Here is a 16380-nt window from a genome sequence, read left to right on the forward strand (position 1 = left end):
GCCGACATGTACGAACGGAAAGTCCTGTCAGGCGGAGGGGCACCCGATCGCACTATCCGTCCCGGTGCGGTGCTGTCGGTCACCTGTCTGGCGCTTGCCACTGTCGTGGCAGCGATGGCCTCACTGAACGTGGCGCTTCCTGACATCGCCCGCGAGACCCATGCCAAGCAGTCGGAGCTCTCGTGGATCATCGATGCCTACAGCCTCGTCTTCGCGTCGCTACTGCTCTTCGCCGGCACGCTAGGTGACCGCTTCGGGCGACGCAAGGCCCTTCTCGGCGGCCTCGCCCTGTTCGCCGGTGTCTCATTGGCCGCGACTTTCACCAGCGATGCCACGACGCTGATCGCCCTGCGTGCTCTGTTGGGCGTCGCCGCGGCCTTCGTGATGCCGGCGACTCTGTCGACGATCACCAGCACCTTCCCCCAGGAGCAGCGGGCCCGAGCCGTCAGCATCTGGGCGGCGGTCGCGGGTGGCAGCGCAGTGCTGGGCCTGCTCGCCTCCGGAGCCGTACTGGAGGCGTGGTCCTGGCGCTCGGTCTTCTGGCTGAATGTGCTGCTCGCGGGGGTCGCGCTGATCGGGACCCTGGTCGCGGTGCCGGAATCCGCAGAGCCGGGTCGCCATCCGATCGACATCACAGGCGCTGTGCTAACCGTGGCGGGTCTCGGCGTACTCGTCTATTCGGTCATCGAGGCCCCGAACAACGGGTGGGACAACGTCCGCACCCTCGGTGGAATCGCTGCCGGGATCGTCATTCTCGCCGGATTCGTTCTGTGGGAGCTGCGTCGGCCCTACCCACTGCTGGACCCCCGGCTGTTCCGGCGCCTGCGCCTCTCAGCTGGCTCGCTCTCGGTCACACTGCAGTTCTTCGCCTTCTACGGCTTCATCTTCGTGATGATGCAGTACTTGCAGCTCGTCCGGCGAGACAGCGCGCTGATGGCGGCGGTCAGCCTCCTGCCCATGGCCGCCTTCATGATCCCCGCAGCCCGTATGACCCCCCGCGTGACAGCCCGCTTCGGCAGTCGAGGGCCCTGGGCTGTCGGTCTCCTCGCGATAGCCGTCGGACTGGTCGTCCTGGCCGGGCTGGACGCGGACAGTAGCTACGGGCTGATCGCAGCCGGTCTGGTGCCCCTCGGCATTGGCATGGGGATGGCCATGACGCCGGCCACCGCCTCCATCACCGACCGTCTCCCGCGCGCCCGCCAGAATGTCGGTTCCGCCCTAAACGACCTCTCGCGCGAACTCGGCGGCGCGCTCGGCATCGCGGTGCTCGGCAGCGTGCTGGACGCCGTCTACCGCAGCCACCTTGATGTGAGCGGGCTCCCCGCACCCGTTGCCGAAGCGGCCCGGTCCTCCCTGGCGGCCGCCTCCGCGGTCGGCTCGGAGGAACTGACGGAGCAGGCCCGCGACGCCTTTACCACCGGCATGCATCTGGCTCTCGTCACGGGCGCGGCAGCCGTCCTCATCGCCGCGGTCGTTGTTTTCCTTCTCCTGCACCGCGCGCGCCCGGCACCGCCTGCCGACAGCGACAACTGAATGCCTGGCGGGAGTCGCCGCCTCACGAAGAGGTGAGACGGCGGTCCGCAGTTGCTATGCAGAGAAGTCACGGAGAACGGCGCCCCCACGGGCGGTCGAGGCCACGGCTCCCACCAGCTCGCCTGCCGCGTCCACCACGTCGAGGGCGACCAGCTGGGGATCGTCCAGAACAAGCAGCAGCTCCCCGAGGACGCGGGCGAAAAGCCCGTTGTTCCCGCACCTCATGGCCGTCCTCCCCTCTCGCAGAGCGGCCCGGACCCGGCGGGAGGTAAGCATGCCGTCGTCCGCGGTCGAGGCGAGGAGCCGCTGGGCGACGTGTGCCTCGAGGGGCGACGGGTTCCAGGCGCCTGTGCGGAAGGCCGTCACGAGTTCGTCGACATGACGGCGAGCCCGATAGGTGGCGACGGGTTCCAGGTCGAGGACGAGGTCGGGGGATGGGGGCACGGAAGGTCCTCTCGGAGGTGAGGGCGGAGCTAGTCCATGGCGGCGTGTCCATGAGGTGCCGCAGCCCGAGCGCCCGGCAATTGCCGGTGGTCCGCAGGCAGACCAAGCCTTACCGGCCGTATAGGCAACCCAGGAGGCGAAACTCCGCCCCTTCGGCCGAAGACGCTGCCCTTCAGCGCCATGACCGATAGAATACGTTTAGCCCTTTCTGTATCCATTAGCAGCCGGACGAGAACCGATCGGACCCGGGAATGTCCCTAGTACTGCAACGGTGATTTTCCTGATGGTTGGGCAGGTTCGGGTGGCCTGTGGCTTGTTGTCGGTAGGGGCTGAGGCGGGCTTGGTGTTGTCGTCGGCGTCGCCAGGTCGACCAGTGCACGATGTGGTCGACAGATGCCGGGCGGCGGTGGGTGAGGCGGTGGATCAGGCGTCTGAGTTCGGGAAGGCTCAGCGGGACGAGGCCGGAGGATCCGTTTCTGCTTGCTGGCGTCGAGTTCGCGGGCCCGCAGGAGGGTGAGGCAGGCGTGGGCGGCCATGGCCAGGGAGATGTGGCGGTGCCAGCCGGGGGAGCGGCGGACCTGGTAGTCGTCCAGGCCGCATTCCTGCTTTGCGGTCTGGAAGCACTCCTCGACCGCCCAGCGGCTGCCGGCGACGTGGATCAGCTGGTCGAGTGTGGTGTCGGCGGGGCAGTAGGCGATGTAGTAGCAGATCTCCTCAGGGCGGCGGACACTGCGGCGGGCGATCACCCAGTGCCAGGGCCGGACCTCCACCCTGGACCAGTCGAAGACGCGTGGTCCGTGAGAGCCGTTGCCGCAGGAGCGGCGTTTCCACTTTTGCCTCGGCAGGTCATGGAACAGGTCGTGGACCGGATGGTCGAGGGCCCAGCGCGTGACGACGGTGTCGTGCCGGGTGGGGGCCATGACATGGAAGACGTCCGCCCGCTCCAGCTCGGTCCGCCAGCTCTTGGAGTAGCCATAGCCGTCGTCCGCGGTCACCCACCCGAACGGGATCTTCTCCTCAATCGCCCGGCGGACCATCGCCCGGGCCATCGCGGTCTTCGTCTCGAAGACGACCTCGTCGCCGATGCCAGCCCGCCGGCAGCGTTCGCGGTCGTCGGTCCAGGAGGCCGGCAGGTAGAGGCGTCGGTCGATCAGGGTGCGGCCGCGGCCGGTGGCATAGGCGAGGAAGACTCCCACTTGGCAGTTCTCCGTCCGCCCGGCCGTGCCGGAGTACTGCCGCTGGACCCCGGCTGACCGGTCTCCTTTCTTCAGGAAACCGGTGCCGTCGACGATCAGTACTGCGTCTCGGTCGCCGAGGTGCTCGACCACGTACTGACGCACATCGTCCAGGACCTCGTCGGCGTCCCAGTCGATCCGGTTCAGCAGCCGGTGGAGCCGGTCCGGCCCCGCATGACCGGCCTCCTCCGCCAAGGTCCAGCCGTTCTTCCGCTCCAGCGGAGCAATCAGTCCCCGCATATACGCCAGCGCCGACTCACGCAGCTCCGGCCGGGAGCAACGGTGCACGAACCGCTCGTGCAGAGCCTTCAGTTCACCCACCCACGACCGGGTATCAGACAGTTCCCCACCCATGACCAGATCAACGACCAACCGCTGCCAGATGTAGCAACCGCCCCAGTGGCCGACCGACAGGCCGATGCGTGGCGGCGGTAGTCGCCAAGCCGCCGACTCAATCCGTCCTGGCCCGCAGCCTTGCCGATGTACACGACCGCTGTCCCTTAGTACTCCAGCAGGACTTTGCTGTCTGACCTGCGGGTTTCGCCGGGCGGCGGGAGTGTAGCGGGACTTCGATCGTGCGGGGGCGGTCTCACGGAGACCGCCCCTCGATCGTGCGACAACGCCGCAGGTAGTGACAGCGGCGGGCGGCTGCCTGGCGTCGGCGTCGCCAGTTCGACCAGCTCAGCGCATGGTGCAGTCCGCGGTGTCCGCTCAGGTGCGGGGGCCGGGCACGACAAGCTGCCAGGAGCCGCCGAACCTCCGCCACTGTGAGCTCGATGGCCTCGGCGGTCCCATCTGTTCCGCCCCTTTTTCCCAGGGATGGTGTGCCGTGGCGGCCAGGAAGGCGTGCGCGAGCATGGCCAGAGTGATGTGCCGATACCAGCCCACGTAACGGCGGACTTCGTACTGGTCCAGGCCGCATTCGTTCTTCGCGGCCTGGAAGCACTCCTCGATCGCCCAGCGTGCCCCGGCGACCCGCACCAGCTCCTGGACGGTGACCTGAAGGGGTGCGTATGCGAGGTAGTAGGCGATCTCGTCGGGCTTGCTGATGCTGCGCCGGGCCAGTACCCACCTCATCCGGTGAGGGACCTCACCCTGATAGTCGAACTCGGCGACGGCCGGCAGCCGGACCGCTGCCCAGTGGTAGACGCGGGGCCCTTTCGCGCCGTCGCCGCACGAGATCTTCTCCCATGCTTCGTCCGGGGCCTGCGCGAACACCCCGTCGATGCGTGGGCAGCCCACGGTGAACTGGGACTTGGGGACGGCCAGTACGTAGCCGACGCCCGACTGTTCCAGTAGCCGGCGGAATCGGCTCTCCCCTCCGTAGGCGGAATCCGCAGTGACCCAGGCGAAGGGCAGTGGCGAGGCGAGGGCCCGCAGCACCATGTGCCGGGCCAGTTCACCCTTGGTGGCGAACTCCCGCTCGTCGGGGACCCTTGCGGTGCGGCAGCGTTCCCGGTCCTCGGTCCAGGACTTGGGCAGGTAGAGCTCGCGGTCGACCAGAGCCCGGCCGCGGGCGGTTGCGTAGGCGGCGAAGACGCCGATCTGGCAGTTCTCGGTCCGGCCGGCGGTTCCGGAAGTACTGACGCTGGACCCCGGCTGAGGTGGTGCCCTTCTTGATGAACCCGGTGTCGTCAATGATCAGGATGCCGCTGGCCTCGCCGAGCTTGTCGGCGACGTATCGCTGCAGGTCGTCGCGGATGTCGTCGGGCTCCCACTTCGATCCGGCGAGGAGGTGCTGCAGGCCGTCGGGCGTGCGGTGGCCGGCCTGTTCGGCCAGCTGCCAGCTGTTCTTGCGGGCCACTGGGGCGAGGAGCCCGCGTACGTAGTCACGCATGCGGCGGCGGAGCTCGACTCGGCCGAAGCGGTGCCCGATGGTCAGGAAGAGATCGTCCAGTTCGAGGTCCCACTGCGCGGCGGCGTACTCGGTGATCACCCTCGAAGGTAGCCCCGCCGCTGTCACTACCTGCGGCGTTGTCGCACGATCGAGGGGCGGTCCCCGTGAGGCCGCCCCCGCACGATCGAAGTCCCGCTACACTCCCGCCGCCCGGCGAAACCCGCAGGTCAGACAGCAAAGTCCTGCTGGAGTACTAGTGCCTGTCTGAGTTCCTAGCCGTCATCAGTCGGGTCCTCATTGCGGTGCGGCGGCCGTCTACGCCTGTGGCGGGCTCGATAATCCTTGCCCGTTTAAACGACCTTTAGGTCATTTAAACGGGGCGTGAAGCATGTGATGGTGTATCTGTCAGTTCGCGTCCCGGACCACACGGATCGTTTGTATCCCCTCAGCGCTGTTCAAAGCTCAAGGAGCGCTTGTGCAAGAACACTTCGCCGCCCCAGGCCGGAGGGATGATCTTCCGGAACTACCCGCGGAATTGTGGAGGAACATCGGCCAGTGTCTGCCGATGGAGAACCTGGTTGCTCAGGCGGATACCACCTTTTACGGGCAGTTCCGGGGCGGGGTCAGTGTCACGACCCAGGCCGAGCTCGATGCGGCACTGCAACTTGCGGGCGCGCGGTGCATTGTGGTCGAAGCTGAGGGCCTCACCATTGCCCAGGCCCCGGTAAATAACGCCCCGATCATCGCCCTGAGTAAAGTCCACGCGACCGCAGGCATCATCCACGCCCGCGGCAACATCCACATCACCGCCTCGGGTACCGCCCGCGTCCGCGCCGAAGGACAGGTGCAGGTCACCGCTGATGACGAGACGACAGTGCACGCTCGTGGGCAGGCTCAGGTCACCGCCCACGACAAGGCGAGAGTGTACGCCTACATGCAGGCTCAGATCACCGCCCGTAACGAGACGACCGTGTACACCCGGGGGCAGGCTCAGGTCACCGCTCACGACGAGGCGAGGATATACGCGTATGAGCAGGTGCATGTGACCGCCTATAACGAGACGAGTGTGCACGCGTTTGAGCAGGTGCAGGTGACCGCTCACGACGAGACAATCGTGCACGCTCGGGGGCAGGCTCAGGTAACGGCTTATAGCGAGACAACCGTGTACGCCCGAGAGCGAGCGCAGGTCATGCGACAGAACCAAGCGCACTTCGCAGCAAGTGCGTCGGAGACCGCACCAGCGGGCCTGGTCTGAGACCCAGTACGGAAATTCTCTTGCAGGCGTCCGACATCGCTCATGCCGATTCTGCGGGTCGGGGCACCTGGAGTGGCGGCAGCGACAGCGAGGGAAACGGCGCCCGTGACGAGGGTGCGGCGAAGCATAGGGTCCTCCTGCGGTACGGCTGCCGGTCCGGTTCGGCTCCGTGGCACGAACCGGAAGGCGACCGGCGACTTTCCAGAGAGGTTGGTCAGGACCTTCCTGGTGGCCGTATTGGGCCACCTGGCCCGGCCGGCGCGCCACTCCCGGACATGTCGGCCGTCGTAGGTGCCGGGCTTCCCGGTGAGAGCCTACCGCCCCGAATTCAGCACACTGGCAAGGCTGTTGGCGCTGTACTGATGCTCTCTCATCCATGCCACGAGAGCTTCAGGCTCATCGACGCCACCGCCAGCGCGCGCATGGCCGGGCGGCAGCCGGCCGCCGTCCTTTACACGACGAGCATGGCGGCCCGGCGAGTCCTGGCGCACCGTGCGGCAGGTACTACCACGGAATCCCGGTGCGGATCACGTAGAGGATCGCGTTCACGATCTCTCTCACGTCGTGAACACGCGCCGCCATCCCGGGCCCCAAGCGGGCCGCCCGCCAGGCGGCGAACACGGGCTCGATCAATGCCCAGCGGGCATCGGAGACGTCACTGCGATACGCCCGTCGAGCGGTCATGCCCCGGACAACGAGCACTATGGCCCACAGTCACAAGAACATCCCGAATACCACCTACCTAGATCGGATGCCCTCTTAGTCCATTTCGGCCGACATGTCTGCTGCGGCGTCCAGGAGGAGCGGCGCCAACCGGTCAGCGCACGAGGCTGTCAGCCGGGCACTGACGGCGGAGACGGTGACCGCCAGCAGGGGCTGCTCGCCGCTGCTCGACGGAACCGGTGCGGCCATGCTGGAGACACCGGGAACCACAGTGCCGTGGCCAAAGCAGTAGCCGTACTCGCGGACCTGGACGAGTTGGCGGCGTACCACGGTGAGCGTCTCCTCTAGCGGCGCCGTCGGGGCACGCATCAGTCGTTGCAGGGTGAAATTGGCCTTGAGCTGAGCCTCCACCGCGTCCGGCTCGTGCCAGGCCATCAAGGCGATACCCGCGTAGGTGCAGCCAAGCGGTACCGTCTGACCCACGTCGACGACATAGTGGCGGATCGGATGGGAGCCGTCGGCGCGCAACAGGTAGCGCACCCCGTCCAGCCGCCGGATCGCGACGTACACGGTGTAGCCGGTGCGCCGCGCAAGTTGCAGAGCCACATGTCGTAGGGCGTTCACGTTCCGGACCGGGGAAGGGGCGCTGAAACCGAGCACGTACGTCGCCGGGCCGAGGCCGTAGCGCCGTCCGGGTCGCTGCTCCACCAGGCCGGATGCGGTAAGTTCGCCGAGGATGCGGTGGGCCGTCGGCCGAGAGACATTGGCCTCCCGCGCCAGGTCCAGCAGCCGCCGACCGCCGACTCCCTCACGGGTGAGCGCCATTAGGAGAGCGGCTACCTTCTCCGTCACGCTCGCGCCGCCGCTTGGACGCGGCGAATCGAGGAGCCGGTTCTCCGTTCCTTGTGCCATGTCTTCTCCTCGACGGCCATGGTAGCGATGTAGGCCAGCAATTTCGTTGAGCGGACTTTGAGGCGGAAAAACTTGTACGGACGAGCGCCTACCGGGTGACTCTGTTGACGATACGGGCAGACGCGACGTGTCATCTACGGTGAACAGGCTGCAAAGCAGCCACTCCGATCGGTTCACCGCAAGGTTGGTTTGCCCAACGCCTTGGGCTTGCTCGCCAGACCTCGTGGACTCGCCTTCGCTTCCTGCCACCTCAGCCGCGGGAGAGACATGACAGCCCCCCCTGCCTTCCGGGAGTCGTCCAACCACATCACGGGGACCGTGAGCGCTGACGGGGCACCGGTCCGGTATATCGACACCGGTCCCCAGGCAGAGGGCGACGCCCAAGGACCATGGCGTCCGCCGATCGTTCTCGTCCACGGCACCGGAGGGAGCGCGGAACGCGACTACCGCTTCGTGCTCCCCCTGCTGGCTTCCCGTCAACGCGTGGTCAGCCTCGACTTCTCCCCGCCGACCCGGGCAGCCGGCCATCTCCGTCTCGACCACCTGGAACGGCAGGTCGCCGAGGTATGCCGCGCTGTGTTGCCCGGAGAGTCGGTTACGCTCGTCGGCTACTGCCTCGGAGCGGTCGTAGCAACGGCGCTGGCCGCACACCAGCCAGACCTGGTCTGCCGACTGGTCACGATCGCGGGCTGGGCCAAGACCGACCCGCAGCAAAAGCTACGCAGCGAAGTCTGGCGCCGACTGCGCGCGGAGGGCTCCGCAGCCCTGACCTCTTATATGGAGTTCTGCGCGCTCGGCGGCCCATTCCTCGCCCAGCGGGACCTGCTTCTCGCCCACACGGACCTGGAGCAGGTCGCGCCGCTGCTGGCGCCCGGCGGCCCCGGGGCATTCTTGGACCTGCAGATGGCATTGAACGAGTCGGTCGACATCAGGCACCTCCTTGCACGGGTGCGCGCTACCACCCTGGTGATCGGATGTACGCACGACCAGATGACACCCGTCAGGCACAGCAAGGCATTGTTCGGGTCGATCCGGGACGCCTGCTATACCGAGATCGCCTCAGGCCACGCCGTCGTCTTCGAACGCCCGGCCCAACTCGTTCAACTCATCGATCGGTTCAACGGCGACCCAGGCCGCTTCCCGAGCGGATCGCTCATCCCCGAGACCCACGTCTGACATCCGAAGTGACGCATGGAGAGACGCCATGAACGCTGCCGACGCTGCCACTACGACCAAGCACCCGCCCAGACCTGCGGCCCGGTCGGACAGGGATGAGGTCGCTCAACAGGCCGACGTGCTGGTCATCGGGACCGGCTTCGCCGGATTGGGCACCGCTACTCGCCTCAAGCGCCAGGGCCAGCACTCCTTCGTCATCTTGGAACGCGCCGACGACGTTGGCGGTACCTGGCGCGACAACACCTACCCCGGAGTCGCCTGCGACGTCCCCTCCCATCTGTACTCCTTCTCCTTCCGGCCCAACCCCAACTGGTCGCGCCTATTCGCCCCGGGGGCCGAGATCCACGCGTACCTGCGGGACATCGCCCGAGAGGAGGGCCTTTGGCCTCACATCCGCTTCGGCGCCGAGGTCACCCAAGCTCGCTGGGACGTCGCCCATCGACAGTGGGTGGTCACCACCACGCGCGGCACCTTCACCGGCCGTTTCCTCATCACCGGAACGGGGCAGTTCAGCGACTGGCTCCTCCCTGACATCCCCGGCCTGGACGGCTTCAATGGCCCGGTTTTCCATTCCGCCGACTGGGACCACACGACCCGCCTGGCCGGGCGGCGCGTCGCCGTGGTCGGCTCCGGAGCGAGCGCGGCGCAGGTCATCCCCGAGGTCGCCGAGGCCGCCGCCGAGGTCGTCGTCTTCCAGCGCAGTGCTCCCTACGTCGTGCCCCGCCTCGACCGTCCTCTCACCGAAATCGAGAAGGGGCAATTTCGCCGGGACCCCGACGCCATACCTGCACATCGCGCGGAGGTCTTCTGGTACTTGGAAGCCGGATACGGGGCCCGCCGGTTAGCACCGCACCAACTCGCCGAGGCCAAAGCCATCGCCCGCTCTCATCTCGAACGGCACATCAACGACCCGGATCTGCGGGCCGCGCTCACCCCCGACTACGAACTGGGTTGCAAGCGCATCCTCGTCTCGGACACGTACTACCCCACCCTGATCCGCGACCACGTCCGGCTGGAGCCGTCCGCCCTCGCCCGCGTGGAAGAGGGTAAAGCCGTCGCGGCATCAGGCACCCGTCACGCTGTGGACGTCATCGTGCTGTGCACTGGATTCGAGACGACCGAACCGCCATACGCCCACCTAGTCCACAACGGAGAGGGAACCTCACTTGCGGAGCACTGGACGCTCGGCATGGAGGCCTATGCCTCCACCACAGTCGCCGGGTTCCCGAACCTCTTCCTCATCGGCGGGCCCAACGGCGGCCTCGGAAACAACTCGATCGTCCATGTCGTCGAGGCCCAGATCGAGTACCTTCTCGGCGCCCTGGAATGGAGCCGCACCCACGCTGGCCACATCGTGGAGGTATCCGCCCAGGCCCAAGAGCAATACACCCGTGAGCTCGACCAACGCAGCACGGGCACGGTCTGGTACTCCAACGGTTGCGAGACTTACTACACCGACCCGCGAAGCGGGCGGTTGACACTGCTCTGGCCGGACTTCGCCGACGAGTTTCGCCACCGCAACGGCACATTCGACCCGGCCCCTTACCTGCAGCCGGGCAACGCTCCGTGACGTACTACCCGCCGCGTAAACCCCCCCTTGTCCTATGAAGCACCCGGAGAGCCGGCGCTCCGCCTCCCGACCGGCCGGGCCGGCCGCACCGACACCGGACCAGGGAAAATGCGACCACCGGCACCACGAGCAAATCCTCGACCGCGTCGCAGACGGGAAGGTCAACTCGGAGCGGCCCGGCGCGCGCCGCGCGCCGCTTGGGCACAAGGATCGCACCCGGGGCGAGGACCAGTGAGCGATCCATGCTCCCGGAAACTGCCCGCAGACCCTCCCGGCGGCCGGCGCGCCGCCCTGGTGTGGGGCGTCGGCGTCGCCGTCTATTTTGTCGCCGTCATCTTCCGGACCTCACTCGGCGTCGCCGGAATCGATGCCGCCGACCGCTTCGGCGTCAACGCCAGCGCCCTATCCACCTTCTCCATCCTTCAGCTCCTCGTCTATGCGGCCATGCAGATTCCCGTGGGGCTGCTCGTCGACCGCCTCGGCACCAAGAGGGTGCTGACCAGCGGCGTTCTGCTCTTCACCACCGGGCAGCTCGGCTTCGCGCTGTCGTCGTCGTATGGCATGGCCCTCATCTCTCGTGCGTTGCTCGGCTGCGGCGACGCCATGACCTTCATCAGCGTGCTCAGGCTCGGTGCCCACTGGTTCCCGGCCCGCAAGGGCCCCCTAGTGGCCCAGGTCACCTCGCTCTGCGGGATGGCCGGCAACTTCGTCTCCACCCTTGTACTCTCGCGCGTGCTGCACGGAATGGGGTGGACGGCCGCCTTCGCCGGCAGCGTGGCCGCGGGACCCCTCGTCCTGCTCCTGCTCGTCCTCTTCCTCAAAGACCACCCTGAGGGCCGCGAACCGCCCCTCGTTCATGGTGCGGCCGCGGCTCGCCTGCGGTGCCAGATCGCCCACTCATGGCGCGAGCCCGGCACCCGGCTCGGGGCGTGGGTGCATTTCACCACCCAGTTCCCCTCGGTGGTCTTCTTGCTGCTGTGGGGCATGCCCTTCCTCGTGGAGGCGCAGCACCTCAGCCGCGAAACCGCCGCCGTGCTGATGACCTTGGTGATCGCCTCCAACATGGTCCTTGGCCTCGTCTACGGGCAGATCATCGCCCGCCACCCCTGCGCCCGCACACCGCTCGCCCTCGCCACCATCGGTGCAAGCGCCCTGCTATGGGCGGTGTCTGTGCATCACCTTGGGGACCATGCGCCCCTATGGGTGCTGATCACCCTGTGCACCGTCCTCGGCGCCTGCGCCCCGGCCTCGATGATTGGCTTCGACTTCGCCAGCCCCGCCAATCCGCCCGAGCGCCAGGGCACAGCCTCAGGCATCGTCAACATGAGCGGTTCCGTCGCTTCCACGATCGCTCTGCTCGCTGTGGGCCTGCTGCACGACGCGACCGGCGGCGACTACCAGATCGCTTTCTCGTCGGTCTTCCTCCTTCAGGCGCTCGGCGTCACCCAGATCCTCCGCCTGCGCAAGCGCACGGTCCACCGGGAACGCGAACGCCTGCTCGCCAGCGATCCTTAGGACGGCGGCGTATCCACTAGACCGCCCCCGTCCCCGGACCAGACCAGCGGGAGCCGCGCCTGCGATGGTGCTAAGGCGGTTGTCCTACGTGGTGAGGCGGATGAGCCGTTTGTAGCGTGCAGAGGGCTGCGGCGAGGCCGAGGAAGGCGAGGTAGTTGCGGGGATGGCGCTCGTAGCGGTGGTTGAGGCGGCGGTAGCCCGTGAGCCAGGACAGGGTGCGCTCGATGACCCAGCGCCGGCGACCGAGTCGTTCGCTCGACTCGATGCCCTTGCGGGCGATCCGAACTGTGATACGTCCGCCACTAACCGTTTCCGCAGTTCAGGTACGTCGTAGGTCTTGTCTGCGTGGAGTTTGCCGTGCTCGTAGTTCCAGCCGCGATACGGGTCGTGTCTCGATTGGAGACCGGCAACCATCGACTTCAGCGCTTGGCTCCCGTGCGTGTTAGCCACGGAGACGCCGATGACCAGGGGCAGTCCGTTCGCATCCGACAGGACGTGCATCCTGGAACCTGCTCTACCCCGGTCCATGGGGCTCGGACCTGTGAGCTCGCCCCCGTTACCTTCTACGTGGCCCCGCAATGGGGTTCCGGTCTCCGGGTCCGGCATGACTTGCGCCCCTTGTCGATCATGGTCGAAAAGTGGTGTCACCGGCCGGGAGGCATTGGCAGACCGCTGATCAGGGGCATGACCGCTCGCCTTGCTCGTCGAGGTGAAGCAGGCCTTCGTAACGTGGATGCCGGCACGCTGATGCCGCAGGTGAGACCGGGAAGGGTCTGCTGGGGAGGACTTATGCACCATAATGGCGAGCTCGATGTCTACCTCGGTCTGGACGTCGGCAAGGGTGAACACCACGGCACTGCCATCACCCCGGCGGGTAAGAGAGTATTCGACAAACCGCTGCCGAACAGTGAACCGCGGTTGCGGGAGCTGTTTACGAAACTGCAGGCCAGGCACGGAACCGTGCTGGTCGTGGTGGACCAGCGGCCTCGATCGGGGCTCTGCCGCTGGCCGTTGCCCGCGATGCCGGCTGCCACGTGGCCTACCTTCCCGGGCTGACGATGCGGCGGATCGCCGATCTGTATCCAGGTGAGTCGAAGACCGACGCTCGTGACGCCGCGATCATCGCGGTTGCTGCCCGGACCATGCCGCATACCCTGCTTGACCAGGCTCCGGATGACGAAACGGTCGCCGAGCTGAACATGGTCATTGGTTTTGACGACGACCTGGCCGGCGAGGTGACCCGGGTCAAGAACCGCATGCGCGGCCTCCTCACCCAGATCCATCCCTCGCTCGAGAGAGTGCTGAGCCCTCGTCTGGATCATCCGGCGGTCCTGTTTCTGCTGGAACGCTACGGATCGCCCTCTCAGCTGAGGAAAGCCGGCAGGCGGCGGCTGGTAACGATTCTGCGGCCCAAAGCACTACACATGGCCGAACGTCTCGTTGAGGACATCTTCACCGCCCTGGACGAGCAGACCGTCATCGTTCCCGGCACCGAGGCCCCGGCACTGATCATTCCCATCCTGGCCGGCTCGCTGGCCGCAGTGCTCGACCAGCGCAAGCTCCTGGCCAGCAGGATCGAAGAACTGCTGGAGGCCCACCCTCTTTCCCAGGTCCTGATCTCGATGCCCGGCATCGGGGTCAGGACCGCGGCCCGGATCCTCGTCGACATCGGTGACGGCAGTGGTTTCACCGCCGCCGGGCACCTCGCCGCCTACGCCGGCCACCCGCAGATCCGGCTTGTCCATCCGCGGCGAGCACCCTTCCAGGCGAGACAACCGGCACCTCAAGCGAGCGTTCTACCTCGCCGGGTTCGCCTCACTGTTGCAGCCCGACTCACGCGCCTCCTAACAAGAAACGACGCGAGGGGAAACACCACGTCGCGGCCCTCGTTTGCCTGGCCCGCCACCCGAACGAACACCGACTCCAACTCAGCCTGCCAGCGCTCTACTTCAGCTATCGCCTCCATACCCGGACAACAACAACCACCAGCTCAGGACACGAAATCTCACCGGAGTAGGCGGGACGCAGGACACGCCTGATGAGACGCTCTTCGCCGCGATCATCTACGTGCTGGTCAGCGGCTGCGCCTGGCGGGCCTTGCCGCCGTGCTTCGGGGTCTCGAAGTCCACCGCCCATCGCCGGTTCCTGATCTGGTCACGGGCCGGGGTGTGGGGCCGGCTGCACGAGGAGATCCTGCACCACCTCGACGACGCCGGCCTGCTCGACCTGTCCCGAGCCGTCCTCGACTCCGCCCATGTGAGGGCGAAAAAAGGGGCGAACTCACAGGCCCGAGCCCCGTGGACCGGGGCAAAGCGGGTTCCAAGATGCACATCCTGTCGGACGCGAACGGACTGCCCCTCCTCGTCGGAGTCTCGGCCGCCAACACCCACGACAGCCAGGCCCTCAAGCCCATGGTGCTCGGTCACCAAACGAGACACGACCCCCACCGCGGCCGTCACTTCAAACCCCAGCGCCTGCACGCCGACAAGGCCTATGACATACCTGAGCTGCGAAAATGGCTCCGCAGGAAACGCATCGGCGTCCGGATCGCCCGCAAGGGCATCGAGTCGTCAGAACGACTCGGACGTCGCCGGTGGGTGATCGAGCGGACCATGTCCTAGCTGACCGGCTACCGCCGGCTCAACCACCGCTATGAACGCCATCCCCGCAACTACCTGGCCTTCCTCGGCCTCGCCGCAGCCATCTGCTGCTACAAGCGACTCGTCCGCCTCACCACATAGGACACGGTCTAAGGGCACCTGCGCACCATGATCGCGCGTGCGGGGCAGATTTCCTCAGCCTCAAGGGCACCATCATCCTCATCGGTCTCCCGCACACGCACATCCACCCGCTGATCACGGAGCTCGAAGATTTCCGGCGCCACGGCCGCGCATATACCGGACCCGATACACCTCGTCGGGTCCGCCTCCACTACGTACTTGCCGGGCATGCCGTCACCATCCCACCGGGAGCGTGCGCGGGCCCCACAGCGAGGCCTCCATCTTCCAGGTGACCTCCCCAGCGATCGCCAGTTCCGGACAGCGTGTGATGAGCGCGGTGAGGACCTCCTGCAGCTCGACTCTGCCCAGCGGGGCACCCACACAGTGATGGAACCCATGTCCGAAGGCGACATGCTTGATGCCCTGACGCGTGACGTCCAGGACATCAGGGTTCTCGAACTGCGCCGGGTCGTGGTTCGCCGCCCCCAGGTCCACCAGCACAGCCTCTCCTGCGCGAACCAGCGTGCCCCCCACTTCCACGTCCGCTCTCGCGTACCGCGGATGCAGTGATCCGATACGCAATTGCACGAACCGCAAGAGTTCCTCGACCGCGTTTGGTACGAGATCGGGGTCCTCACGCAAGAGCGCGAACTGGTCCGGATGTTGCAGCAGGGTGTAGGCGAAGTTGGCGATCTGCGAGGAAGGACTGACGCTGCCGGCCAGTTGGAGACACAGGCACAACTGCTCCATCTCATGGTCGGAGAGCGGGGTCTTGTCACGCCCGCCCTCGATGAGCAGCGTGATTAGGTCGTCCCGTGGATCCTCCCGGTGGCTGCGGATGAGCTCGCGGACGTAGGCGCGGAATGCCTCGAAGTTCGCTTCGAACTCTTCCGTCGGAAGCGAGTTGCTCATCAGCAGAGCCTCGCTCCATGCCCGGAGCTGAGGGAAGTCGGCCTCAGGTGCGCCCAGCAACCGGCGTAGCACCGCCAGCGGGAGTGGAATCGCGAGCTGGGACACGAGATCGGCCGACCGTCCGCTGGCGTGCATCCGGTCCAGGTACACCGCCACTAGGGAACGCACCCAGGGCCGCATGCTTTCGACCTGCCGGACAGTGAAGGCACGGGCTACGGCGGCGCGGACCCATGTGTGCTGCGGCGGATCCATGGCGATCAGACCTCGTCCAGCGCGGCCCTTGGTAGCGCGGGGCTCGTCGTGCAGCGTCGACTCGGAGCGGCCGAAACGCCTGTCGCTCAGGACACTACGGGCGTCGACATGGCGGGTCACTAGCCACGCCGGCTCTCCGTAGGCCAGCTGAACGCGTGCCAGACCGGCTCGCGCGCGTACGTGCTCGTACTCCGCAGACAGGCGCAGCCCGATGGGTGCATTGAAGGGATAGGCGGCGGAGGATTCGGGATGAAGTGCCGGATCCATGGATGACCTCCGAGGGTCTGTAGTCCAGACGAGACGGCTGACGGTGGGCGATAAGGGCCGGGGAAAACGATGGTGCTCGCGAGAACCGA

General features: G+C 66.8%; 9 protein-coding genes and 6 pseudogenes. 7 read left to right on the plus strand and 8 right to left on the minus strand.

The window, feature by feature from the left end; translation table 11 throughout:
• Nucleotides 1-69: 69 nt before the first annotated feature.
• Complete coding sequence (locus ACZ68P_RS30595; protein WP_471011893.1) at nucleotides 70-1533, plus strand: MFS transporter; 1464 nt, start codon at nucleotides 70-72, stop codon at nucleotides 1531-1533.
• 54 nt (nucleotides 1534-1587) lie between these two features.
• Here the strand turns inward: ACZ68P_RS30595 and ACZ68P_RS30600 are convergent, their stop codons facing one another.
• The 3 genes and pseudogenes from ACZ68P_RS30600 to ACZ68P_RS30610 all read right to left on the minus strand — a co-directional run bounded on the left by ACZ68P_RS30600 (nucleotide 1588) and on the right by ACZ68P_RS30610 (nucleotide 5148).
• Complete coding sequence (locus ACZ68P_RS30600) at nucleotides 1588-1977, minus strand: hypothetical protein (RefSeq protein ID WP_471011895.1); 390 nt, start codon at nucleotides 1975-1977, stop codon at nucleotides 1588-1590.
• A 447-nt stretch (nucleotides 1978-2424) separates the two neighbouring features.
• A pseudogene (locus ACZ68P_RS30605) lies at nucleotides 2425-3566 on the minus strand (IS701 family transposase).
• A 357-nt stretch (nucleotides 3567-3923) separates the two neighbouring features.
• Nucleotides 3924-5148: pseudogene (locus tag ACZ68P_RS30610) on the minus strand (IS701 family transposase).
• Nucleotides 5149-5614: 466 nt separating this feature from the next.
• Between ACZ68P_RS30610 and ACZ68P_RS30615 the strand changes: the two are divergent.
• The gene (locus ACZ68P_RS30615) at nucleotides 5615-6304 is read left to right on the plus strand and encodes a hypothetical protein (RefSeq protein ID WP_471011896.1); all 690 of its coding nucleotides are present in this window, start codon (nucleotides 5615-5617) and stop codon (nucleotides 6302-6304) included.
• A 507-nt stretch (nucleotides 6305-6811) separates the two neighbouring features.
• On the opposite strand, the pseudogene ACZ68P_RS30620 reads toward ACZ68P_RS30615, so the two are convergent.
• Together ACZ68P_RS30620 and ACZ68P_RS30625 are read right to left on the minus strand one after the other, a co-directional pair.
• Nucleotides 6812-6988 (minus strand): annotated as a pseudogene (locus tag ACZ68P_RS30620) (transposase); the annotation flags it as partial.
• Nucleotides 6989-7063: 75 nt separating this feature from the next.
• Nucleotides 7064-7879 (minus strand): IclR family transcriptional regulator, encoded by an 816-nt coding sequence (locus tag ACZ68P_RS30625; protein WP_471011898.1) that lies wholly within the window; start codon nucleotides 7877-7879, stop codon nucleotides 7064-7066.
• 318 nt (nucleotides 7880-8197) lie between these two features.
• Between ACZ68P_RS30625 and ACZ68P_RS30630 the strand changes: the two genes are divergently transcribed.
• The 3 genes from ACZ68P_RS30630 to ACZ68P_RS30640 all read left to right on the plus strand — a co-directional run bounded on the left by ACZ68P_RS30630 (nucleotide 8198) and on the right by ACZ68P_RS30640 (nucleotide 12140).
• A complete protein-coding gene (locus ACZ68P_RS30630; RefSeq protein ID WP_471011899.1) occupies nucleotides 8198-9055 on the plus strand; it encodes an alpha/beta fold hydrolase in 858 nt (285 codons plus the stop codon).
• 28 nt (nucleotides 9056-9083) lie between these two features.
• Nucleotides 9084-10625 (plus strand): flavin-containing monooxygenase, encoded by a 1542-nt coding sequence (locus ACZ68P_RS30635; protein ID WP_471011902.1) that lies wholly within the window; start codon nucleotides 9084-9086, stop codon nucleotides 10623-10625.
• Between the two features lie 231 nt (nucleotides 10626-10856).
• Entirely contained in the window at nucleotides 10857-12140 is a 1284-nt protein-coding gene (locus tag ACZ68P_RS30640; RefSeq protein ID WP_471011904.1) for an MFS transporter, read from the plus strand.
• An 84-nt stretch (nucleotides 12141-12224) separates the two neighbouring features.
• On the opposite strand, the pseudogene ACZ68P_RS30645 reads toward ACZ68P_RS30640, so the two are convergent.
• Nucleotides 12225-12695: pseudogene (locus ACZ68P_RS30645) on the minus strand (transposase); the annotation flags it as partial.
• A 234-nt stretch (nucleotides 12696-12929) separates the two neighbouring features.
• Here ACZ68P_RS30645 and ACZ68P_RS30650 point away from each other — a divergent pair.
• Together ACZ68P_RS30650 and ACZ68P_RS30655 are read left to right on the plus strand one after the other, a co-directional pair.
• Nucleotides 12930-14157: pseudogene (locus ACZ68P_RS30650) on the plus strand (IS110 family RNA-guided transposase).
• Nucleotides 14157-14881: pseudogene (locus tag ACZ68P_RS30655) on the plus strand (IS5 family transposase); the annotation flags it as partial. The pseudogenes ACZ68P_RS30650 and ACZ68P_RS30655, both read left to right, overlap by 1 nt.
• Before the next feature lie 8 nt (nucleotides 14882-14889).
• Here ACZ68P_RS30655 and ACZ68P_RS30660 read toward each other — a convergent pair.
• Both ACZ68P_RS30660 and ACZ68P_RS30665 read right to left on the minus strand, forming a co-directional pair.
• Nucleotides 14890-15090 carry a ferredoxin gene (locus ACZ68P_RS30660; RefSeq protein ID WP_471011906.1) on the minus strand — a complete coding sequence of 67 codons (201 nt, stop codon included), beginning with the start codon at nucleotides 15088-15090 and terminating at the stop codon, nucleotides 14890-14892.
• Nucleotides 15091-15094: 4 nt separating this feature from the next.
• On the minus strand, nucleotides 15095-16291 hold the full coding sequence (locus ACZ68P_RS30665) for a cytochrome P450 (RefSeq protein ID WP_471011908.1): 1197 nt from the start codon (nucleotides 16289-16291) through the stop codon (nucleotides 15095-15097).
• Nucleotides 16292-16380 lie beyond the last annotated feature (89 nt).

The organism is Streptomyces sp. NPDC036822, from assembly GCF_055609145.1.

Bases quoted from the DNA above. Each gene is read 5' to 3' on its own strand.
- ACZ68P_RS30615 (WP_471011896.1), top strand. From the start codon at position 5,615: ATGGAGAACCTGGTTGCTCAGGCGGATACCACCTTTTACGGGCAGTTC.
- ACZ68P_RS30625 (WP_471011898.1), bottom strand. From the start codon at position 7,879: ATGGCACAAGGAACGGAGAACCGGCTCCTCGATTCGCCGCGTCCAAGC.
- ACZ68P_RS30635 (WP_471011902.1), top strand. From the start codon at position 9,084: ATGAACGCTGCCGACGCTGCCACTACGACCAAGCACCCGCCCAGACCT.
- ACZ68P_RS30660 (WP_471011906.1), bottom strand. From the start codon at position 15,090: ATGCCCGGCAAGTACGTAGTGGAGGCGGACCCGACGAGGTGTATCGGG.
- ACZ68P_RS30665 (WP_471011908.1), bottom strand. From the start codon at position 16,291: ATGGATCCGGCACTTCATCCCGAATCCTCCGCCGCCTATCCCTTCAAT.